Annotated in this window: 19 protein-coding genes; 12 read left to right on the forward strand and 7 right to left on the reverse strand. The window is 66.1% G+C overall.

All coding sequences use genetic code 11. From position 1 onward, the window contains the following. Positions 1 to 25: 25 nt before the first annotated feature. The 3 genes from EU800_RS27990 to EU800_RS28000 all read right to left on the reverse strand — a co-directional run bounded on the left by EU800_RS27990 (position 26) and on the right by EU800_RS28000 (position 3,678). A complete protein-coding gene (locus tag EU800_RS27990; protein WP_371685631.1) occupies positions 26 to 1,312 on the reverse strand; it encodes an NAD(P)/FAD-dependent oxidoreductase in 1,287 nt (428 codons plus the stop codon). Continuing rightward, entirely contained in the window at positions 1,293 to 2,825 is a 1,533-nt protein-coding gene (locus tag EU800_RS27995) for an aldehyde dehydrogenase family protein (RefSeq protein WP_371685632.1), read from the reverse strand. The genes EU800_RS27990 and EU800_RS27995 overlap by 20 nt, the downstream gene beginning before the upstream one ends. A 700-nt stretch (positions 2,826 to 3,525) precedes the next feature. Further along, the gene (locus EU800_RS28000) at positions 3,526 to 3,678 is read right to left on the reverse strand and encodes a hypothetical protein (protein ID WP_165354660.1); all 153 of its coding nucleotides are present in this window, start codon (positions 3,676 to 3,678) and stop codon (positions 3,526 to 3,528) included. Positions 3,679 to 3,913: 235 nt separating this feature from the next. Here EU800_RS28000 and EU800_RS28005 point away from each other — a divergent pair, with 235 nt between their 5' ends. The 12 genes from EU800_RS28005 (at position 3,914) to EU800_RS28060 (ending at position 16,399) form a co-directional block, all read left to right on the forward strand. Continuing rightward, positions 3,914 to 4,132, forward strand: a complete 219-nt coding sequence (locus EU800_RS28005; protein ID WP_129633106.1) for a hypothetical protein — start codon at positions 3,914 to 3,916, stop codon at positions 4,130 to 4,132. Beyond that, positions 4,129 to 5,082 carry a galactofuranose ABC transporter, galactofuranose-binding protein YtfQ gene (ytfQ, locus tag EU800_RS28010; protein WP_129633108.1) on the forward strand — a complete coding sequence of 318 codons (954 nt, stop codon included), beginning with the start codon at positions 4,129 to 4,131 and terminating at the stop codon, positions 5,080 to 5,082. The genes EU800_RS28005 and ytfQ overlap by 4 nt, the downstream gene beginning before the upstream one ends. 89 nt (positions 5,083 to 5,171) lie before the next feature. Further along, positions 5,172 to 6,680, forward strand: coding sequence for a sugar ABC transporter ATP-binding protein (locus tag EU800_RS28015; protein ID WP_129633110.1), 1,509 nt, complete (start codon positions 5,172 to 5,174; stop codon positions 6,678 to 6,680). Next, a complete protein-coding gene (locus EU800_RS28020; RefSeq protein ID WP_129633112.1) occupies positions 6,677 to 7,726 on the forward strand; it encodes an ABC transporter permease in 1,050 nt (349 codons plus the stop codon). The genes EU800_RS28015 and EU800_RS28020 overlap by 4 nt, the downstream gene beginning before the upstream one ends. Next, positions 7,723 to 8,715 carry a galactofuranose ABC transporter, permease protein YjfF gene (yjfF, locus tag EU800_RS28025; RefSeq protein WP_129633114.1) on the forward strand — a complete coding sequence of 331 codons (993 nt, stop codon included), beginning with the start codon at positions 7,723 to 7,725 and terminating at the stop codon, positions 8,713 to 8,715. The genes EU800_RS28020 and yjfF overlap by 4 nt, the downstream gene beginning before the upstream one ends. Further along, a complete protein-coding gene (locus EU800_RS28030; RefSeq protein WP_242500570.1) occupies positions 8,661 to 9,437 on the forward strand; it encodes a FadR/GntR family transcriptional regulator in 777 nt (258 codons plus the stop codon). Before yjfF ends, EU800_RS28030 begins: the two co-directional genes overlap by 55 nt. Positions 9,438 to 9,536: 99 nt before the next feature. After that, the gene (locus EU800_RS28035) at positions 9,537 to 11,000 is read left to right on the forward strand and encodes an amidase (protein WP_129633116.1); all 1,464 of its coding nucleotides are present in this window, start codon (positions 9,537 to 9,539) and stop codon (positions 10,998 to 11,000) included. 68 nt (positions 11,001 to 11,068) lie between these two features. Then, positions 11,069 to 12,136 (forward strand): ABC transporter ATP-binding protein, encoded by a 1,068-nt coding sequence (locus tag EU800_RS28040; RefSeq protein ID WP_129633118.1) that lies wholly within the window; start codon positions 11,069 to 11,071, stop codon positions 12,134 to 12,136. A gap of 4 nt (positions 12,137 to 12,140) precedes the next feature. After that, entirely contained in the window at positions 12,141 to 13,049 is a 909-nt protein-coding gene (locus EU800_RS28045; protein WP_129633120.1) for an ABC transporter permease, read from the forward strand. Beyond that, positions 13,042 to 13,845, forward strand: coding sequence for an ABC transporter permease (locus EU800_RS28050; protein ID WP_129633122.1), 804 nt, complete (start codon positions 13,042 to 13,044; stop codon positions 13,843 to 13,845). Before EU800_RS28045 ends, EU800_RS28050 begins: the two co-directional genes overlap by 8 nt. Before the next feature lie 33 nt (positions 13,846 to 13,878). Beyond that, positions 13,879 to 14,904, forward strand: a complete 1,026-nt coding sequence (locus tag EU800_RS28055) for an extracellular solute-binding protein (protein WP_129633124.1) — start codon at positions 13,879 to 13,881, stop codon at positions 14,902 to 14,904. Between the two features lie 67 nt (positions 14,905 to 14,971). Next, a complete protein-coding gene (locus tag EU800_RS28060; protein ID WP_129633126.1) occupies positions 14,972 to 16,399 on the forward strand; it encodes an amidase in 1,428 nt (475 codons plus the stop codon). A 3-nt stretch (positions 16,400 to 16,402) separates the two neighbouring features. Here the strand turns inward: EU800_RS28060 and aguB are convergent, their stop codons facing one another. The 4 genes from aguB to EU800_RS28080 form a co-directional block, all read right to left on the reverse strand. Next, the gene (gene aguB, locus EU800_RS28065) at positions 16,403 to 17,266 is read right to left on the reverse strand and encodes an N-carbamoylputrescine amidase (RefSeq protein WP_129633128.1); all 864 of its coding nucleotides are present in this window, start codon (positions 17,264 to 17,266) and stop codon (positions 16,403 to 16,405) included. Further along, positions 17,259 to 18,290 carry a histone deacetylase family protein gene (locus tag EU800_RS28070; RefSeq protein WP_129633130.1) on the reverse strand — a complete coding sequence of 344 codons (1,032 nt, stop codon included), beginning with the start codon at positions 18,288 to 18,290 and terminating at the stop codon, positions 17,259 to 17,261. Before EU800_RS28070 ends, aguB begins: the two co-directional genes overlap by 8 nt. A gap of 88 nt (positions 18,291 to 18,378) precedes the next feature. Continuing rightward, positions 18,379 to 19,011, reverse strand: coding sequence for a cytochrome b/b6 domain-containing protein (locus EU800_RS28075; protein WP_129633132.1), 633 nt, complete (start codon positions 19,009 to 19,011; stop codon positions 18,379 to 18,381). Then, complete coding sequence (locus tag EU800_RS28080) at positions 19,004 to 20,812, reverse strand: multiheme c-type cytochrome (RefSeq protein WP_129633134.1); 1,809 nt, start codon at positions 20,810 to 20,812, stop codon at positions 19,004 to 19,006. The genes EU800_RS28075 and EU800_RS28080 overlap by 8 nt, the downstream gene beginning before the upstream one ends. Positions 20,813 to 20,876 lie beyond the last annotated feature (64 nt).

The following is a 20,876-nucleotide window of genomic DNA, read 5'->3' on the forward strand; positions in this document are numbered from 1 at the left end:
TCGCGACTGACGGGCGACAGCCGGTCTACCGGAGAGGGTCGACCGCATGGGCGACGGCCGCGCCAAACTCGAAGAATGCGGTTCTGGCGGCGGTGAACCGCTCTGAATAGGCGTCCTGCACCGGAATCGGGAACGCATCGGGCTGGTCGTTCAGCAACGCTCGGGCCGCGGAGGTTCCGAAGACCGTTCCCGGCGCGATCCCCCGCCCGGAATAGCCGAAGACCGCACAGGCGCGCGGCCCGATCCGCAGCACTTTCGGAATGTGGTCCGCGGTCATGGCGATCCGTCCGTGCCAGCGATGCGCGAAGGGGACCCCGGCAAGCGCGGGAAAGACCTCGCGCAGCTTGCGCCGGGCCCAGGCGCCGTGGATGGCCCCCGCGGGGCCGCCGGCGCTGCCCATACCACCGAGGATCAGGCGGCCGGCCCGGTCGACCCGGAACGAGGACATCACCATCGCGGTGTCCCAGCAACCTTCGCCGTCCGGCAGGATTTGCGCACGCATGTCGTCCGGCAAGGGCTCGGTGGCAAACTGGCCATAGGTGACGACGGAGAAACGCGCCTGTGCGAGCCCGGTCACAAAACGCGGATAGGCATTGGTCGCCACAAGCAGCGCCGCGGCGCGGACGTCATGCCCGTTGGCCGAGACCCGCCACCGATCGCCGTCCCGAACGACGCCGTCTGCCGGCGACGCCTCGAAGAGATGCGCCCCCTTTGCCTGCGCCGCGCGGGCAAGGCCCTGGCAATAGGCCAGCGGCTGGATCGTGCCAGCCCGCGGGTCGAACAGCGCGCCGTGGAAACGCCGCGTGCCGGTGCGCCGTGCTGTTTCGTCCGCATCGAGCAGCCGCAGCGGCGCTCCGATGCGGTTGCCTTGCCGATAGCGGTCCTCGAGATCCGCGCGCCCGGCGGCGGAATGCGCCAGATGCAGGGTGCCGGCGCGGACCGGCTCGCACTCGATCGCCTCGCGCTCGATGATCCGGAAGACCGCCTCGGGGCCCTTCCCGAGATCTTCCAGAAGACGCATTCCGGCTGACTCGCCCATCTGGCGCAGAATCGCGTCCGGCGGCAGCCAGAGCCCGGCATTGACCAGCCCCACATTGCGTCCGGAGCCGCCATGACCGATGAACTTCGCTTCCAGCAGCGCCACCGACGCGCCCGAACGGGCCGCCTCCAGCGCGGCCGAGCAGCCGGTATAACCGCCGCCGATCACCACAAGGTTGACATCGAGATCACGGTCGAGAGGCCGGGTGGTCACCCACTCGGTCGTGCTGACGCCCCAGAGGCCGGTGTCCGCCCTAGAGGTCAAACCTGACACCCTGGGCAAGCGGCAGGTCGGCGGAGAAGTTCACGGTGCTGGTCTGACGGCGCATGTATCCCTTCCAGGCGTCCGAGCCGCTCTCGCGCCCGCCGCCAGTCTCCTTCTCGCCGCCGAACGCCCCGCCGATCTCAGCGCCCGAGGGCCCGATATTGACATTGGCGATGCCACAATCCGAACCGACCGCCGAGAGGAACGCCTCTGCCTCGCGCAGGTTCAGCGTGAAAATGCAGGAGCTGAGCCCCTGAGGCACGCCGTTCTGCAAGGCGATGGCCGCGTCGAGATCGCGGTAGGACATGACGTAGAGGATCGGCGCGAAGGTCTCGGTCCGGACGGTCTCGGTCTGGCCGGGCATTTCGACCAGTGCCGGCGCGGCATAGGCGCCGCCGGGCACGGCATCCGTGACCGGAGCGCCGCCATGCACGATGCCGCCCTCGGCGCGAGCCCGTTCAAGCGCGGCCTGCATCGCGTCGAGCGCAACCTTGTCCACAAGCGGCCCGATCAGCGTGCCGGCCTTGCGCGGATCACCGACCGGCAGGCTTGCATAGGCCGACTTGAGCCGGGCCAGCAGATCCTCGCGGATGCTCTCATGCACGATCAGCCGGCGCAGCGAGGTGCAGCGCTGGCCCGCCGTGCCCACAGCGGAAAAGACGATGGCCCGCACCGCCATGTCGAGATCGGCCGAGGGCGCAACAATCATGGCGTTGTTGCCGCCAAGCTCGAGGATCGACCGTCCCCAGCGGGCCATCACCCTGGGCCCCACAACCGCGCCCATGCGAGTCGAGCCGGTGGCCGAGATCACCGGGACATCCGGGCTTTCGACCAGCGCCGCCCCGACCTCGGCACCTCCGATCGCCAGTTGCACCAGGCCCTCGGGAGCATCCGCGCCGAAACGGGCGATGGCGCGGCCGAGGATCTTCATGCAGGCCATCGCGGTCAGCGGGGTCTTTTCCGACGGCTTCCAGATCACCGGGTCGCCGCAGACCAGCGCCAGAGCGGTGTTCCAGGACCAGACCGCGACGGGGAAGTTGAAAGCCGAGATCACGCCCACCGGGCCGAGCGGGTGCCATGTCTCGCTCATCCGGTGGCCGGGACGCTCGGAGGCGATGGTGAGCCCGTAGAGCTGCCGCGAGACACCGACAGCGAAGTCGCAGATGTCGATCATCTCCTGCACTTCGCCAAGGCCCTCGGAGGCGATCTTGCCGACCTCGAGCGTCACCAGCGCCCCGAGCGCCTCCTTCGCGGCGCGCAACTCCTCGCCGAGGAGCCGCACCAATTCGCCGCGGCGCGGAGCGGGCAGGTTGCGCCAGTCCCGGAAGGCCGTTTGGGCGCGGGCGATCACTGCCGGCATCTCGCCCGGGTCGGTCTCGGTAACGCGCGCGATCTCGGCGCCGTCGATCGGCGAAGTCACGGACAGCGTGCCGCCCCACAGTTCCGCTTCGGTCAACCCCGCGGCGGCCAGAATGTCGGCATGTGCCGGGGGGTCGGCCATGAGGCTGCCTGAATCGGTCATTTCGGTGTCTCCTGTCAGCGGGCACCGGCACCCGCGCTCATGTGTCTAATCCGGTCAAGCCGGTGTAGCGTCACGGCAATCGGCCGGAGTAGACGGATCTCCGGCAAGCGCCGCCAGCGCGACGATGTCGCAACGGCGCGTCCCATTGAGTGCCGAAGCAATGCCTCTCGCAGCCCCGACCGGGCCTGACCGGACCCGCGTCGGCGCGCCTCTTCCGAACGCCCGCGGAATGCACGATCCCATCCTGTCCGGCCTCCGACTGGCGCAGCATTGTTTCGCAGAAATGATCAGGCACCGAAATCTCCATGTCGAAGATCCACGCCGCCCGCCTGAACGCAACGCTCTGTGTCATCGCGAGTCCCCGTCCGGATTGAATGTCACAACAGTACAGCTCCGGCGCGGCAGGCAAAATCAAAATGGGTCGATCAAGGGCGGCAGTTGGATTCACCTGACCCGACGCGCGCCGCCTCTGTCCAGGCGGCACGAAACCTGGGCGAGTTCGAAACGCGTCCACCTTCGACGACTCGCTGCGCTCTCCCGGTCCTGCTCAGGCCATCGGACCGCGATGTTGCGCGACTGGTCAGCTGCGGACTCATGCGTGGGGCCGCTTGACGAAGCGGTCGTCGCAGCTGTCATCGCGCCACCGCCGAATAACCTGCGCAGTGATGGACGTGACCAGACCTGCAATGTGATTCTGCTGCTACCTGGGGCCGTAGGCGCGATCCTGAGTCAGGCCGCTGGCCACGGATTTCAGCGTTTCCCGCTCCATTTCCCCGCCTGGAAGGGCCATGAAGACGGCCAAAAGACCCAGAAGCCCCGCGAAACCCGCGAGTTCGTATTTCATAGATTTCATTTGTCCTGCCTCGTTTTTTCTCACGATGGCATCAAGCCCTCTGCGCCTCAATCGAGACCTGGCGAAATGGGTAAAACGTTGCCGCCGCGCCCCATCGGTTGTCGCCGGAGATCGTCCTTCCGGACCCCCGACTCGACTTGGAGCGGCCGCGACCTGCCGGCGGTTGCTCCGCCGGGACCAAGGCGTTCTTGCCGCAGCAAGCGGAGGCCTGAAGCAAGGATTGCGGATGCTGCCAATGCACCTCTATCGCGTCGTGGTGGGGAATGAATCCTGCGCGGAACGGGCAGGTCGAACCGGCGATGTGGCAGGCTCCACTCCGCTGCGCCGGGCGCGCAGCCGCATCGCGCGGTACAAATCGATCGGCCATGTCTGGGACAGGATCGTCCATTTACCGCAGTTCAAAAATCATACTTATTCGACGTTGGAGGACTTTGCATTAGGGAGGCAAACGTGAAACTCAAGACAGCACTACTCATTTCGGCCATGGCCCTTGCGCCGGCTATTGCTTCGGCCGCCGACAAGACCGTCGGCTTCTCGCAGATCGGCTCCGAGTCCGGCTGGCGGGCGGCGGAAACCACCGTCACCAAGCAACAGGCCGAAGAGCGTGGCATCGACCTGAAATTCGCCGACGCCCAGCAGAAACAGGAAAACCAGATCAAGGCACTGCGCAGCTTCATCGCGCAGGGCGTCGACGCGATCCTGCTTGCACCCGTCGTCGCGACCGGCTGGGATTCGGTTCTGGAAGAAGCCCAGGACGCCGAGATCCCGGTGATCCTGCTCGACCGTAAGGTCGACGCCTCGGACGATCTCTACATGACCGCCGTCACCTCCGACACGGTCTACGAGGGCGAAGTCGCCGGCAAGTGGCTGGTCGACGCCGTGGGCAGCGAGGAATGCCGCGTGGTCGAACTTCAGGGCACGACGGGCTCGTCGCCCGCCATCGACCGCAAGGCCGGCTTCGAGAAGGCCATCGCCGACGCGCCGAACATCACCATCGTTCGCAGCCAGACCGGCGACTTCACCCGCGCCCAGGGCAAGGTCGTGATGGAAAGCTTCCTCAAGGCGGAAGGTGCCGAGAACATCTGCGCGCTCTATGCCCATAACGACGACATGGCCGTCGGCGCCATCCAGGCGATCAAGGAAGCCGGCGCGACGCCCGGCGATGACATCCTCGTCGTTGCCATCGACGCCGTGCCCGACATGCACCTGGCGATTGCCAATGGCGAGGCCAACGCGACGGTCGAACTGACGCCGAACATGGCCGGCCCGGCCTTCGACATCCTCGACGCCTACTGGGCAGACGGCACCATGCCGCCGAAATGGGTGCAGACCGAATCCCGGCTCTATACCGCGGATGACGACAACCAGGCCATCTACGAGATGAAAAAGGGTCTCGGTTACTGATACCCTCATCGGGCGGGAAGGCCGGGAACGGCCTTTCCGTTGCGCCGCCGGCCAACCCGCCGGCGGCCCTTTCGACGGGGGAGCAAGGCATGACTGAAACGCGAAAACCGGCCCTGCGGGCAACAGCAATCGACAAGTTCTTCGCAGGCGCGATCGCGCTCGACCAGGTGGACCTGACGCTCTATCCCGGCGAGGTCCACGCGCTGCTGGGTGAGAACGGCGCCGGAAAATCCACCCTGATCAAATGCATCACCGGCGCCTATCACCGCGACGGCGGCACGATCGAGTTGGACGGAAGCCCGATCGACCCGCGCGGGCCGGTCGAGAGCCAGGCGCTCGGCATCGGCACGGTCTACCAGGAGGTCAACCTCCTCGAGAACATGACCGTTGCGGACAACCTGTTCCTCGGCTGGCAGCCGATGCGGGCCGGCATGGTCGACCGGCGAAGGATGAACCGGCGCGCAGCCGAGATCCTTGCAGGCTACGGGCTCCATATCGACCCGTCGCTGCTCCTCTCCTCCTATTCCATCGCGATCCAGCAGGTCGTCGCGATCGCCCGCGCCGTCGAGCTTTCCGGCAAGGTGTTGATCCTCGACGAACCGACGGCGAGCCTCGACCGCGAGGAGATCGACCTGCTCTTCTCGGTCGTCCGCGAACTGACGGCGCGCGGCATGGCGGTGGTCTTCATCACCCATTTCCTCGACCAGGTCTTCGAGATCTCGGACCGCGCCACGGTGTTGCGCAACGGCCGCGTCGTCGGCACGCGCAAGCTCGCCGACGTGACCCAGGGCGACATCGTCGAGCTGATGCTCGGCCGCCATCTCGAGGCCACCAAGCGCAAATCCCAGCAGACCGAGCCCGGCGACGCCATCCTGAGCCTCAAGGATTTCGGCAAGCGCGGCATGATCGACCCCTTCGATCTCGATCTGCGGCAGGGCGAGGTGGTCGGTCTCGCCGGACTGCTCGGCTCGGGGCGCACCGAGACCTGCAAGGTGATCTTCGGCGTCGTGTCGGCGGATCGCGGTTCGGCGCAGCTCCGCGGCACGCCGGTCCGCCTGTCCAGCCCGCGCACCGCGCTCGAACACAGGCTGGGGCTCTGCCCCGAGGACCGCAAGACCGACGGCATCGTCGGAGACCTCTCGGTCCGCGAGAACATCATCCTGTCGCTGCAGGCACGGCAGGGGTGGACGCGTCCGCTCTCGCGGTCGCGGATCAACGCGATCGTCGATGAATACGTGAAGGCTCTCGACATCCGCCTGGCAAGCCCCGACATGCCGATCCGCCTGCTTTCGGGCGGCAACCAGCAGAAGGCGCTGCTGGCACGCTGGTTGGCCACGGAGCCGGACATCCTGATCCTTGACGAACCGACGCGCGGCATCGATGTCGGCGCGCATGCCGAGATCATCCAGCTCATCGAGCGGCTCTGCGCGCAGGGCATGGCGCTGATCGTCGCCTCCTCCGAGATGGAGGAACTTGTGGCCTATTCCACCCGCGTGATCGTGCTACGCGACCGCCGCCAGGTGCGCGAATTGCAGGGCGACGAGATCACCACCGACAGGATCGTCAAGTCCATCAGCCAGGGGGAGAGCGCAGCATGATCGGGGCAACGTTTCGCCGCATCACACCGCAGCTCATCATTCTCGGCATCGTCCTGCTGCTGAACTTCCTGGTCTTTCCCGGCTTCTTCTCCATCGAATTCCAGAACGGCCGGCTCTTCGGCAACCTGATCGACGTTCTGAACCGCGGCGCGCCGGTGGCGCTGCTCTCGATCGGCATGACACTGGTCATCGCCACCAAGGGGATCGACCTGTCGGTCGGCGCGGTCATGGCGATCGCCGGGGCCGTGGCGGCCAGCGTCGTCACCGGCGGCGGCGGCTGGTTCACGGCGCTGATCGCCGCCCTCGCCGCGGGGCTTCTCTGCGGGCTCTGGAACGGTGTGCTGGTGGCCTTTCTGCGGGTTCAGCCGATCGTCGCCACGCTGGTTCTGATGGTCGCGGGCCGTGGTGTCGCGCAGCTCATCACCGAGGGCAAGATCATGACCTTCCTCAACGAGGGCCTGATCTTCCTCGGAGCGGGCACGATCCTCGGCCTGCCCACCCCGATCATCATCTGGCTGGCGATGGGAACGCTCGTCACCTTCGTGGTGCGGCGCACCGCGCTCGGCATGCTGATCGAGGCGATCGGCATCAACGAGACGGCCTCGCGGCTCGCGGGCATCAACTCGCGTGTGCTGCTGCTCGCCGTCTACCTGATCTCCGGGGTCTGCGCGGCGACCGCCGGTGTGATCGTGGCCGCCGACATCAAGGGGGCGGATGCCAACAATGCCGGGCTCTGGATGGAGCTCGACGCGATCCTCGCCGTGGTGATCGGCGGCAACTCGCTGCTCGGCGGGCGCTTCTCCATCGTCGCCTCGCTCCTTGGCGCGCTCATCATCCAGTCTGTGAACTCGGTGATCCTGCTCTCCGGGATGCCGCCCGAGTTCAACCTCGTCATCAAGGCGCTGATCATCATCGTCATCCTGGTGATCCAGTCGCCCACCGTGAAACACGCGCTCTACCTGCTGCGCGCCTCGGCCGGCTCCGCCGTGCCCGAGGCCCATGCGGTCGGGCCGCGCAACTCTCCGGCAAAGGAGACCCGCTCATGACGCGCTCTCCCCGACTCTCGCTCTACATCACCATGGCGACCTTCGTGCTGGCCTACGCAGTCTGCGCCTGGCAGTACCCGGCGATGTTCTCGACCCGTGTTGTCGCAAACCTTCTGACCGACAACGCCTTTCTTGGGATTACGGCAGTTGGCATGACATTCGTCATCCTGTCGGGCGGCATCGACCTTTCGGTCGGCTCGGTCATCGCCTTCTCCGGCGTCTTCCTCGCCGTGATCCTGCGCGACACCACAATGCACCCGCTGGTGGCCTTCGCGCTCCTGCTGGCCATCACCATCAGCTTCGGTGCAGCGGTCGGTGCGATCATCCACTATCTCGAGATGCCACCCTTCATCGTGACACTGGCCGGCATGTTCCTGATGCGCGGGCTCGCCTATGTGCTCTCCACCGATTCCGTGCCGATCACCCACGAGTTCTACGACACGATCCAGGATGTCTACTGGAAGGCGCCGAGCGGAGGGCGGTTCCGGCTGATCGGCGGCATCATGATCCTGTGCTACATCGCGGCGATGATCGTGCTGCACCGCACCCGCTTCGGACAGAATGTCTATGCGCTCGGCGGCAACCTCGCCACGGCGCGGCTGATGGGCGTGCCGATCGCACGAACCACCGTCATGATCTATGCCATTGCCGGCGGTCTCGCGGGGCTCGCGGGGATCGTCTATTCGGTCTACACCTCCGCCGGATATTCCCTGTCCACAGTCGGTGTCGAACTCGACGCCATCGCCGCCGTCGTCATAGGTGGCACGCTCCTGACCGGCGGCTCCGGATTCGTCGCCGGGACTTTCTTCGGCATCCTGATTATGGGATTGATACAGACCTACATCGTATTCGACGGTTCGCTGTCGAGCTGGTGGACCAAGATCGTGATCGGCGGTCTGCTCTTTGCGTTCATCATGCTGCAGAAGGCACTAAGTTGGGCAACGACGACGCGAAGACGACCGGCTACCGAATTCGCGACGCGATCATGAACTTCGCCGCGCCCGGCGGACTGTCCCGGCGGGCGCTCAATAGCACCATGCATGTTGTCGAACAACTGGGCCTGGCCATCGTCGACGGCGAATACCCCGAAGGCACGCTGGTTCCACTCGATCCCGATCTCGAGGAGATGTTCGGCGTGTCGCGCACGGTGGTGCGCGAGGCCAAGAAGACGCTCATTGCCAAAGGATTGCTCGAATCGAAGGCCAAGGTCGGCACGCGCGTGCGGCCGGCCTCGGAATGGAGCATGTTCGACCCCGACGTTCTGCGCTGGCATGCCTCGCTGCGCCATTCCCGCACCTTCCTCGACGAGCTCTTCGAAATCCGCCTGATCTTCGAGCCCGAGGCCGCCGCGATGGCCGCCCGGCGCGCCGGCCCCGAGGAGCATCGCCTCCTCGAGTCGAGGTGCCGGGCGCTCGCGCAATCCGCCAGCCGGCGGGAATTCATTGCCGCGGATATCGACTTTCACACCGCCATCCTCGGCATGACGGGAAACAGGTTCATGCATTCGCTGGGAGATCTCGTGCAGACCACGCTCTATTCGGTGCTGGATCGGGAGTTTCGCGCCGAGACCGATCATCGCAGCAGCGAGGAGCTTGAGAAAAGCGCCGCCGAGCATTGGGTGATCGTCCGGGCGATCTCCAAGGGCGATGCCGAAAGCGCCCGCGCCGCGATGGACCAGGTCATCCGCATGGCACGGTTCGGCGCCGATTGACTCCGGACATCGGAGACGCACGACGACGGAGTTTCGATCCTGCCCTTGCGCCGGGTCCGGAGAATTGATCTGTCCGTCTCTGCGAAAGACCTGCAGGGAATGGTGATCAGTTTGGACGACTTCGATACATATGACGCAACCGCACTCGCCGATCTCGTTTCGCGTGGCGAGGTGAGCCCCGGCGAACTTCTCGACACGGCGCTGGAACGCGTGCAGGCGGTGAATGGTGAGATCAACGCGGTGGTCATGCTCGCCGAGGAGGTCGCGCGGAAGAAGATCGCCGCCGGGCTGCCGGACGGGCCGCTGCGCGGAGTTCCGTTCCTGCTAAAGGACCTTGGGGCCGAGGCCATCGACTATCCCTGCAACAACGGATCGCGGCTTTTCGCGAAGACAGTCTACGCGCGCGATTCCGCTATCTACGCGCGGCTTGCGGCAATGGGCCTTGTGATCTTCGGGCGTACCACCGCGCCCGAGGGTGGGATCGGGCCGGCCACCGAGGCGGCGGTCTATGGCGGTCCGACACGCAACCCGTGGAACACCGGTCGGACCCCGGGCGGATCGTCGGGCGGGGCGGGCGCCGCGGTGGCGGCCGGCATTGTGCCCGCGGCGCATGGCTCGGACGGCGGCGGATCGGTCCGGATCCCGGCGTCGAATTGCGGCCTCTTCGGAGTGAAGGCGACCCGCGCGCGCCTTCCCGACGGTCCCTATGTGGGCGAGGGCTGGGCCGGCATGGCGATCGACGGGTTCCTTACGCGCAGCGTGCGCGACATGGCGGTGCTGCTGGACGGCACCCAGGGCGCGGATCTCGGCGCGCCCTACCGGGCGCCCCCGTTGCGCGGGACTTTCCGCGAGGCGATCGAGCGGGCGCCGGGACCGTTGCGGATTGCGCTCTGCGAGACCACCTTCACCGGCGAGCCGGTGCATCCCGAATGTCTCCGTGCCGTGCTCGACGCGGCGGAGCTGCTGGCAGAGATGGGGCACCGGGTCGAGCCGGCCCGGCCCGCGGAGGCCGACACCGCCGGGATGATGCGGGCCTGGACCGACATCGTGGCCTGCGGCTCCGCCCTGTCGGTCCGCAAGGCGGTGGCGGCGCGCGGCCGGCCGCTTGGCGATGACGAGGTGGAGGGCGTCACCCGGGGCGCGATCGCCCATGCGGCGACCCTGTCCGGCGACCGGTACCTGGAATGCGTCAACACCGTCCATGCCTATGGGCGCGCGATGGCCGTGTTCATGCAGGACCACGACGTCCTGCTCTCGCCGACCATGGCCGAGCCGCCGGCCAGGATCGGGCGGTTCAGCCACGCGACCGAGGACTATGTCGGCTACCGAACCGGCGCCGACGGCGTCTTTGCCTATTCGCCCTTCACAGCCGCGTTCAACGCAAGCGGCCAGCCCGCCGCGACGCTGCCATTGCACTGGTCCGAAGAAGGGCTGCCGATCGGCGTTCACCTCGCCGCACGGTTCGGCGAAGACGAGCTGCTGTTGGCGCTCTGCGCAGATATTGAGCGCGCGCGTCCCTGGTTCGACCGAAGACCGCCCCTCGCACAGACGGCAGGAAAGTGACGGCAGAGGAGACTTGCCTTTCGTACGAAGCTCCGACAATCCTGCCCTAAACGGGTGCGGAGGGACGAGTGCCGAAAGAAAATGCGATCGAGACACGATCGTCGCGCAAGGTCTACGGCGCAGGTTCCGAAGCAGTCGTCGCGCTCGATGACGTTTCCATCGCCATTCGCAAGGGCGAGTTCTTTACCCTTCTCGGGCCGTCGGGATGTGGGAAAACGACGCTGCTTCGCCTGATCGCCGGTTTCGAAACGCCGACCTCCGGGCATATCCTCCTCAACGGGCAGGACATCACCGACGTGCCGCCGAACCGGCGTCCGGTGAACACGGTGTTCCAGAGCTATGCCCTGTTCCCGCACCTGAGCGTGCGCGAAAATGTGGGGTTCGGCCTGCAGATGAAGGGGCGACCAGCCTCCGAGATCGGCACCAAGGTCGAACGGGCGTTGTCGATGGTGCAGCTTGGCGCGATGGCGGACCGCAAGCCGGCCCAGCTCTCCGGCGGCCAGCAGCAGCGCGTCGCGCTTGCCCGCGCGCTGGCGCCGTCGCCCGAGGTGCTGCTTCTCGACGAGCCGCTCTCGGCGCTCGACCTGAAGCTCCGCAAGGAGATGCAGTCGGAACTCAAGCGATTGCAGCATGAGCTCGGCATCACCTTCATCTTCGTCACCCACGACCAGGAAGAGGCGCTGACCATGTCCGACCGGATCGGCGTGATGAGCTCGGGGCGCCTGCTGCAGATCGGCTCGCCGCGCGAGATCTACAATCACCCGGTCAACCGCTTCGTGGCCGATTTCATTGGCGAGACGAATTTCATCCCGGCGGATGTCCATGACGGCACGGCGACAATCGCGGGCGACATTGCCATGCAGGTGGCGCCCGACTCGCCGCAGGGACGGCACACGATCGCCGTGCGTCCCGAGCATGTCCGGATCCTCAACGATCCGGCGGCGGCGCCGATGCGGGCGACGGTCACCGATACGACCTATTTCGGCACCGACAGCCACGTCCGCATGCTGCTTCAGGGCGGCACCGAGATCGTGGCGCGCTACCAGAGCGAGGCCGCGGGCGGCGACGCACCGACGACCGGAACCGATGTGGGCGTGAGCTTCGCGCCCGGCTCGGTCCAGGTCCTGCAGGATTGAGCCGATGAGTGCACGCGAGGAGGCAGAGACGCGGCGCGATGCGCGCAACACCTGGCTGCTGTCGGCGCCGGCGCTGGTCATTCTGACCCTGGCCGCGGCCGGCCCTTTGCTGATCATGCTGGTCTATTCCTTCCTGACGCCCGGCGATTACGGCAATGTCGTCTGGAAGTTCTCCACCGACGCCTGGGTCGGCACGATCCTGAGCAAGGACATCTTCGACGGCACCTACAGCCTCGCGGATGCGCACCTGACGATCTTCTGGCGGTCGGTGAAGCTCTCTCTCATCACCACGCTCTTCACCTTCATCGTGGGCTTTCCGACGGCCTGGTTCATCGCCACCCGGACCGCGCGAACCCGCACCGCGCTGCTCTTCCTGATCACCATCCCGTTCTGGACCAACCTGCTGATCCGGACCTTCGCGATCAACCAGATCATCCGCAACGAGGGAATCCTGAACACCTTCCTGATATACCTGGGCGTGATCGACACGCCGCTGGTGATCATCTATTCCGATTTCGCGGTGTTTCTCGGCATGACCTATGTCTACCTGCCGCTGATGGTGCTGCCGCTCTTCGCAGCGATTGACCGGTTCGACATGAAGCTGCTCGAGGCGGCCTACGACCTCTACGCGACGCGGCTGCAGGTGCTGCGCAAGGTCGTGTTCCCGATCGTGCGGCCGGGCATCGTGGCCGGCTCGATCCTCGTCTTCATCCCGTCGCTCGGCGCCTATGTGACGCCGCGGATCCTCGGCGGCGGACGCAACATGATGATCGGCAACTTCATCGAGCTGCAATTCGGCCAGGGACGGAACTGGCCGCTCGGTGCGGCGCTCTCGGTGCTGCTGCTGCTGATCGTGGCCGCGGCTCTTGTGGTCTACATACGCGCCACCTCGCGGGAGACTTCCAATGGCTAGGCGCGAATTCTCCGCCTCGCGGATACCGGGGTTCCCGACTGTCGCGATCCTGGTGTTCGTGGCGCTCTACATGCCGATCCTGATGCTGGTCATCTACTCCTTCAATGCCGGCGACAGCATCGCGATCTGGGAAGGCTTCTCGTTCAAGTGGTATCCCGTCGCCTGGAACAACGAGCAGGTGCGCGAGGTCACCTTCCGGTCCCTGACAGTCGCGACCATGGCCTCGGTGATTGCGACGACGGTGGCGACGATGGCCGCGCTCGGGACGACGCGCCGGCGGCGCACCGGCGGCCAGACTTTCATCTACCTGATGATCAACCAGCCGCTGATGGTGCCGGAAATCGTGACCGCCGTCGCCCTCCTGATCTTTTTCGCCTCGATCAAGGTTGCAACGGGCTACCAGGGTTTGGGCTATCTCATCGCCGCCCATTCCGCCTTCTGCATCCCCTTCGCCTATCTTCCGATCCGTGCGCGGCTGGAGGGAATGGACCGGACGCTCGAAGTCGCCGCGTCCGATCTCTACGCCACGCCCTGGCAGGCGTTCCGTCATGTCACGCTGCCACTCCTTATGCCCGGCATCGCCGCCGGGCTGATGCTGGCTTTCGTGACGTCGCTCGACGACGTGGTGATTACGCTCTTCGTGAAATCGGCCGGGCAGGATACCCTGCCGACCTACATGCTGGCCCAGATTCGCCGTTCGGTCTCGGCCGAGGTCAACGCGATCTCGACCCTGCTACTGCTGCTTACGGTCATTCTGCTGACGGCATTCTTCCTGCTCACAAGAAAGCGGGACTGAGACAAAAAGACGAGACTCAACATGGAGAATTACATGAAGACGACACTGACCGCGATCGCCCTTCTGCTCGGGGGAACGGCGCTCGCCAGCGCCGAGGGCGAACTTCAGCTGTTCAACTGGGGCGACTACACGAGCCCGGAGATGATCAAGAAGTTCGAGGACGAGACGGGCATCAATGTGACGATCACCGACTATGACAGCAACGACACCGCGATGGCCAAGATCGAGGCCGGCGGGCACGGGTTCGACCTCGTCGTGCCGTCCAACAGCTGGGTGCCGATCTTCATCGAGAAGGGTCTCATACAGGAACTCGACCTTTCGAAACTGCCCAATCACGGCAACATCGCGCAGCAATGGCTCGAGTCGCCCTACGATCCTGGCCGCAAATACTCGGTTCCGTGGCAGTGGGGATCGACCGGCATCGCTGTGAACAAAACCGCCTATGACGGCGACATCAACACCTCGTCGATCTTCATGGACCCGCCGGAGGAGTTGGTAGGCAAGGTCAACGTCACGCCCGAGATGAACGACGTGATGTCGCTTGCGCTCTGGTATGTCGGCGGCGAACCCTGCACCGAAGACACCGAGATGCTGAAGAAGGCGCGCGACGCCCTGATGGAAGCCAAGCCCAAATGGCAGTCGATGGACTATGGCATGACCGAGAAGATGGCGGCCAACGACGTCATGGCCTCGGTCTACTGGAACGGCGCCATCTTCCGCGCCCGGCTGAAGAATCCCGACGTGGTCTATGGCTATCCGAAGGAAGGGTATCCGCTCTGGATGGACCAGGTGATGCTGCTGTCGGACGCCAAGAATGTCGACGAGGCGCACCAGTTTCTCAACTTCATCATGGATCCCGAAAATGCCGCCATGATCTCGTCCTTCGCGCGCTACGCGAACGGCATCGCCGGGTCGGAACCTTTCATGCCCGAAGACATGATGACCGCTCCCGAGATCGTCGTCGCCGAGGAGTTCCAGAGTTCCGGGCATTTCCTGCCGACCTGTTCTCCGAAGGCGCAGGAATACTACACCGCGATCTGGACCGAGCTCCAGAAATAGAAACCCGGGCGCTTCGGCGCCCGCCCCGCCGGGGGCATGTCCCCCGGCCATTTCCGGGACATGCCGGATGAAGGATTTCGACGCCGACACCCTGATCTCTGCCGAGGCCACCAGCCTGGCTACGGCGCTGCGAAACCGCGAGGTTTCGGCCAGCGCGGTCATGTCGGCATTCCTCGACCGGATCGAGGCGACCAACCCCCGTGTCAATGCCATCGTCTCCCTGCGCGCGCGCGCCGGGCTTCTCGCCGAGGCCGAGGCGGCGGACCGGGCGGATCCGGCCGGGTCGCTCTGGGGCCTGCCGGTCGCGATCAAGGACCTGGTCGCGACGAAGGGGCTGCGCACGACCTATGGCTCGCTGATCTACGCCGACTATGTTCCCGCCGAAGACGATCTGCTGGCGGCGCGGCTGAGAGCGGCCGGCGCAATTGTCGTCGGCAAGACCAACACGCCGGAGTGGGGCCACGGATCCCACACGTTCAACCCGGTCTTCGGGGCAACTCGGAATCCCTACGATCTCGCGCGCAGCGCCGGCGGCTCCTCGGGCGGGGCGGCGGCGGCGGTTTCGGCGCGCCTGCTGCCGCTTGCCGACGGATCGGACATGATGGGCTCGCTCCGCAACCCGGCCGCCTTCTGCAACATCTACGGCTTCCGGCCGACTGTGGGGCTCGTTCCGCGGGATGCGAGTGGCGACACCTTCCTCTCGACGCTCAGCACCGATGGTCCGATGGCCCGGTCTCCGCGCGACCTGGTGCTGCTTCTGTCGGTGCTGGCCGGGCCGAACCCGGAAGTGCCCTTCGACCGGCCTCTCGAGGATTTCGCGGCGGGTTTCGGCGGCGATCTGAAAGGCAAGCGGATCGGCTGGCTTGCCGATTGGGGCGGTGCCTACCGGATGGAGTCGGGGATCCTCAGAACCTGCGAGGCGGCCCTTCGGGTCTTCGAGGAACTTGGTGCGATCGTCGAGCCTCTTGCGCCGCCATTTCCGGCCGAGGCGCTCTGGTCGTCCTGGACAACATTGCGGGCCGGGATCATCGCCGGCGCACGCGAGGAACTCGCCGCCGATCCGGCAAAACGCGCGGCGACCAAGCCCGAGACGCTCTGGGAAATCGAGCAGGGCGCGGATCTGAGCGCCCGCGCCTTCTACGCGGCGAGCGAGATCCGGTCCGGCTGGTTCAGGCGTGCCGCGCAACTCCTGTCGAAATTCGACGCGCTCGCGCTTCCGGCGGCGCAGGTCTGGCCGTTTCCGGTGGCCTGGCGCTGGCCAGAGGAGGTCGCGGGGCGGAAGATGGACAGCTATCACCGGTGGATGGAGGTCGTCGTCCCGGTGAGCCTCCTCGGCGCCCCGTGCCTTGCCCTGCCCGCGGGTTTCTCGGAAACCGGCCTGCCGACCGGGCTGCAACTCTTCGGGCCGACCGGCACGGACGCCGCGCTGCTGGCAATGGGGGATGCCTATCACCGGGCGACAGACTGGCCAAACCGCCGGCCGCCGCCGCTTTGACGGCTAGCCGCCGAACCCCTTCAGCGCATTGTAGAGATCCGGCCGACGGTCCCGGAACAGGCCCCAGCTGCGGCGCAGCTCGCCAATCGCGTCGAGATCGAACTTCGCGACCAGGCACGCTTCCTCTGTGCGTCCCGCCTGGGTGACGAGCTGGCCGGCCGGATCCGAGATAAAGGAGGTGCCATAGAAGATGACCTCCTGCCCGTCCTGCACCTCCCGTCCGATCCGGTTGGAAGCCGCGACCGGCAGGATGTTGGCCGCCGCATGTCCGCGCATGGTCATCTCCCAATGCGGTTGGCTGTCATAGCCCGGCGCCGGTGGCTCCGAGCCGATCGCAGTTGGGTAAAGCAGCATCTCGGCGCCCATCAAGGCCATGGCCCGTGCCGCTTCGGGGAACCACTGGTCCCAGCAGATGCCGACGCCGATCCGTCCGAAGCCGGTGTCCCAGACGCGAAACCCGGTGTCGCCGGGCGAGAAGTAGTATTTCTCCTCGTAGCCCGGCCCCTGCGGGATGTGGCTCTTGCGATAGCAGCCGAGGATCTTTCCGTCCGCATCGACCATCGCGAGCGAGTTGAAATGCGCCGGCCCTGCACGCTCGAAGAACGAGATCGGCAGCACCACGCCAAGCTCGCGCGCCAGGTCCGCGAACCGCGCCACGAGCGGGTTGCCCTCGAAGGGCTGCGCCCAGGCAAAGTAGCGCGGGTCTTCGGTCTTGCAGAAATACGGTCCGTGGAACAGTTCCTGAAGCAGGATCACCTGACCGCCGGCCGCCGCCGCCTGCCGTACCAGCGCCTCGGCGCGGTCGGCATTGGTGTCGTGGTCGTCGCCACAGGCGAATTGCGTTACCGCGATTGCGACCTCAGGCATCGAGGAATCCTTCCAGAACATTCACGACATTGATCCCGACGGCCTCGACCGCATAGCCGCCCTCCATGCAGAACAGGGTCGGCAGGCCGAGCGTTCCGATCCGGCGACCGGCATCGGTGAAATCCGGGCTGTCGAGCTTGAAGAAACTGATGGGGTCGTCCTTGTAGGCATCGACGCCCAGTGACACCACCAGCGCTTCGGCGCCGAAGCCGCGAATGCGCGCCAGCGCATCGTCAAGCGCGCCCGACCAGACGTCGTAGCCGGTGCCGGGCGACATCGGGTAGTTCGCGGTCGCGCCCTCGCCATCGCCGCTGCCGGTCTCGTCGGCGTAGCCGAGGAAATAGGGGAAGGCATCCTCCGGCGCACCGTGAAGCGAGGCAAAGAAGATGTCGCCGCGCCCGTAGAGGATGTCCTGAGTGCCGTTGCCGTGGTGAAAATCGATGTCGAGCACGGCAACACGTTCCGCACCGTCGCGCCGGAACGCCTCGGCCGCCAGCGCCGCGTTGTTGATGAAGCAATAACCGCCATACATGTCGGCCGTCGCATGGTGTCCGGGCGGGCGGCAAAGCGCGAAGGCCGCCTTCGCGCCCGCAGCGACATGGGCCTGCGCCGCCTGTGCGGATGCCGCCGAGGACAGCGCGGCGATCCAGGTGCCCGCCGTGATCGCCGTTTCCGAGGCAAGCGCGTAGTAGCCGACCTTGCCGTCGATGTCGCGCGGCGGGCGCGCGGTCTGCATGCGCCGCGCCGGGAAGTTGGCGGCGATGACCTCGCCGGCCATGCCGGCCGCCTTCCACTCGGTCCAGGCCGTCTCGAGGAAGTCGAGGTAATCGGGAGCACAGAGCGCGCGGATCGCCTCCATGTCCGCCGCGCCGGGGGCGACGATATCGGCCAGCCCGCATTCCTTGAGCCGGTTCAGCACATATTCCACGCGGCTCGGCCGCTCGAAAGGTGTCACGAACTGGCCGCCGTTGAGCTCCGCCTGCGGGAAGTGGCGACGGTGATCCTCGCTGAAGAAAGTTCTCAATTCTGCCTCGCTGCTAATTGCTGCGGCAGACCGTCGATGCTTCGAAGTGCAAGGTCAAGCGTGGAAACGGCCTCACGCCTCCGGACGGTCAGTCCGGCTCGCTCTCGCCGTGCCGGTCCCAGCCGGTGATCATCGCGCGAAGCTGCGAGGTGAGCGTCTCGCCCGTCGTGATCAGGTAGAGGTGAGAGATCAGGAAGGCCGCGATCAGGAAGGCCGTGGCGACATGGATGCCGTTCACCCACAGGACCGGCAGGTCGTCGGGGTAGAGCGCCGGGAACTTGCCGTAGACCCAGAGGATCAGTCCGGAGATCCAGATCGCGGGCGCCATAGCCACCTTGAAGATGAGGTAGACCAGCGCCTGCATCGGATTGTGCTTGCGCCTGACGCTCGGCCGAAAGGGGTGCGGCGCGCCGAAGAAGATCCCCGTGGCATAGAACAGCATGGTCGCCCACATCCGGTCCGTGCTCGGAACGTAGTGGCGCCACTGCCCGGTCACGAAATGCCAGAATATCGCGAAGGCCCACAGCACGAGCAGGGAAAACGCCGCGAAGATGTGGAGATTCAGCGCCCGCTCGAAGCCGAGCAGGCTGTAGAAGCCGTGGATCTCGAAGCCCGTGGTCAGCAGGAAGATGATGAGCACCGCCTGGACCCAGTGCCAGAAGCGCTCGAATGCGGTGAAGAGATAGACGCCACGTGCGTCCTGCGCAGGAATGTCAGCCATGCCGGCCCCTCCCGTTGAAGAACCCGAAGCCGAGTCGCAGCACCCCGTGCAGGATCACGCCGGCCAGCACTGCGGCGAGCAGTGCGAGCCCTGCGCGATCGAGCCAGGAATAGCCGTCGCGTCCCGGCAGATATCCGCCCGGCAGGTTGGCGAGCAGGCCGTCGGACACATGGCAGGACTGGCAGGCCAAGGCCTCGCTCGCAGGGGCCACCATGTGGTTGACTGGAATCATCTGCCGGACGCGAGCAAAGGCCACGTCACCGCTGAACGGTGTGTTGGCCGCTTCCATGCCGGCGTCGATCGCCTTTTCCCAGTCGAAGCGGTTCCACAGCGCGTCACCGCTGCGGCCTGAGAATTTCACCGCCGCAAGGCGCCGGTCCTCGGCATCGACCGGTACCACCGAATGCATCACCTTGACCGGCGCGATCCGGGAATCCTCATCCGTGGGATCGCCCTCGAAGGATGCGATCCAGGGTGTTCCGGCAAACGCGGCTTCGATCATCGCGAGATCGGCCAGGTCTTCTGTCTCGCTCTCCCCCGGATCGCTCCCCTCAGCGAGAGGCTCGCCGGGGCGGTGCATGGCAAGACGGCCGTTGGACCAGATGAGCGTCGGCTTCACGTCACCGGCGGCGACGAGGTTGCCCTTCTCGGTGGCATAAGTGATGCGGCCGTCCTCGTCCTTCTGGACCATCGGCTTGCGATCGCGCCCGCGTTTGCCGACCGACGACCAGTCCCAGAGAACCCGCGTCTGCGTCTCGCCACGCGCGATGGAGGGGATGTGACAAGTCTCGCAGGCGACCCGGTCGATATGCCGGTCGAGCCGTGCGCCGCTGGCAAGGTCCTCATGCGGCGTGGCACTGTGGCACCCCTGGCAGGACGCCGCGGCACCGGCCAGAGCCGGCCTGTCGGGCCCGTCGCCGGGACCACCGGCGTAACGGCTTCCCGAGATCGCATGTTCGGTCGTGGTGTGGCAGGTGCTGCAAGTGAAGCCCGCCCCATCCGGCGCGGCCGCCATATGCACGTCGAGCGCCACTGGCGGGTTGATCAGGTCTGGGTTCAGGTCTCCATGCTTGACGCCTGGGCCGCCGTCGGCCTGGAAGTGGCAGCTGCCGCAGCTCGCCAGCGTCGACGGACCCACCGACTGGGCCGCGGCCACGAGATCCTCGACCTCCGGCGTGTCACCGCGGAGCCGTTCGTCATGGCACATCGAACAGGCTGCGCCGCCCTCGTGGAAATTCGCGCGCGTCCATTGACCTGTCGGCTCGTGGCAGGACAGGCAGTCCACCGGCGCGACGGGCTCGCTGGACGCGTCGAACATCGCCGGATCGTCGAAACGGGTGCCGGCGATGTGGCAGGAAGTGCAGGCGTCCAGGTTGGACGGCGTCGAGAGCAGGAAGCCGTTGGCGACATGGCGCATCCCGGACGGTTCGGCATCTTCCGTGGAAAGAGCCCCGAAGAAGGCGAGCAGTTCGGCGCCCGGCGCCTCCATGTTGCGCACGGGGGCCGGCGGCCATGTCCATTCGAAATGCACCGTGCCATGAAGCTGTTCCGGTCCGGTGTTGTGACAGCCAAGGCAAGCCTGATTGACCTCCGCGGCATCGCTGAACGGACCGGCGAGTTCCTCGAACTTGCTGTGATCGGCGGTTGACGGCGGGACAGCGAGCGCCGAAAGGAGCGCAGCCGTCTCGGTTCCGCCCGTCGCTGCGGCCGATTGCGAAACCGCCGGCGCCGTGGCCGCGGCGGTCAGACCGAGCGCCAGAATCGTCCTGCGGAGCCAGACGCCTGCCCAGTTCCCTGCCATGTCGGTCGTCCTTGTGCCTCTTGTTGTCCTTCTGCGGAAAAGGCCGCCAGGGCGGCCAGTTCCG

Origin of the sequence: Tropicimonas sp. IMCC6043 (assembly GCF_004146235.1) — a bacterium.
Lineage (GTDB): Bacteria > Pseudomonadota > Alphaproteobacteria > Rhodobacterales > Rhodobacteraceae > Tropicimonas.

Coding starts and splice junctions, on each gene's coding strand:
- EU800_RS28080 (WP_129633134.1), bottom strand. CDS start 20,812: ATGGCAGGGAACTGGGCAGGCGTCTGGCTCCGCAGGACGATTCTGGCG.
- EU800_RS27995 (WP_371685632.1), bottom strand. CDS start 2,825: ATGACCGATTCAGGCAGCCTCATGGCCGACCCCCCGGCACATGCCGAC.
- EU800_RS28045 (WP_129633120.1), top strand. CDS start 12,141: ATGAGTGCACGCGAGGAGGCAGAGACGCGGCGCGATGCGCGCAACACC.
- EU800_RS28075 (WP_129633132.1), bottom strand. CDS start 19,011: ATGGCTGACATTCCTGCGCAGGACGCACGTGGCGTCTATCTCTTCACC.
- aguB (WP_129633128.1), bottom strand. CDS start 17,266: ATGCCTGAGGTCGCAATCGCGGTAACGCAATTCGCCTGTGGCGACGAC.
- EU800_RS28000 (WP_165354660.1), bottom strand. CDS start 3,678: ATGAAATCTATGAAATACGAACTCGCGGGTTTCGCGGGGCTTCTGGGT.
- EU800_RS28020 (WP_129633112.1), top strand. CDS start 6,677: ATGATCGGGGCAACGTTTCGCCGCATCACACCGCAGCTCATCATTCTC.
- EU800_RS28050 (WP_129633122.1), top strand. CDS start 13,042: ATGGCTAGGCGCGAATTCTCCGCCTCGCGGATACCGGGGTTCCCGACT.
- EU800_RS28055 (WP_129633124.1), top strand. CDS start 13,879: ATGAAGACGACACTGACCGCGATCGCCCTTCTGCTCGGGGGAACGGCG.
- yjfF (WP_129633114.1), top strand. CDS start 7,723: ATGACGCGCTCTCCCCGACTCTCGCTCTACATCACCATGGCGACCTTC.
- EU800_RS28060 (WP_129633126.1), top strand. CDS start 14,972: ATGAAGGATTTCGACGCCGACACCCTGATCTCTGCCGAGGCCACCAGC.
- EU800_RS28005 (WP_129633106.1), top strand. CDS start 3,914: ATGCACCTCTATCGCGTCGTGGTGGGGAATGAATCCTGCGCGGAACGG.
- EU800_RS28035 (WP_129633116.1), top strand. CDS start 9,537: ATGGTGATCAGTTTGGACGACTTCGATACATATGACGCAACCGCACTC.
- EU800_RS28015 (WP_129633110.1), top strand. CDS start 5,172: ATGACTGAAACGCGAAAACCGGCCCTGCGGGCAACAGCAATCGACAAG.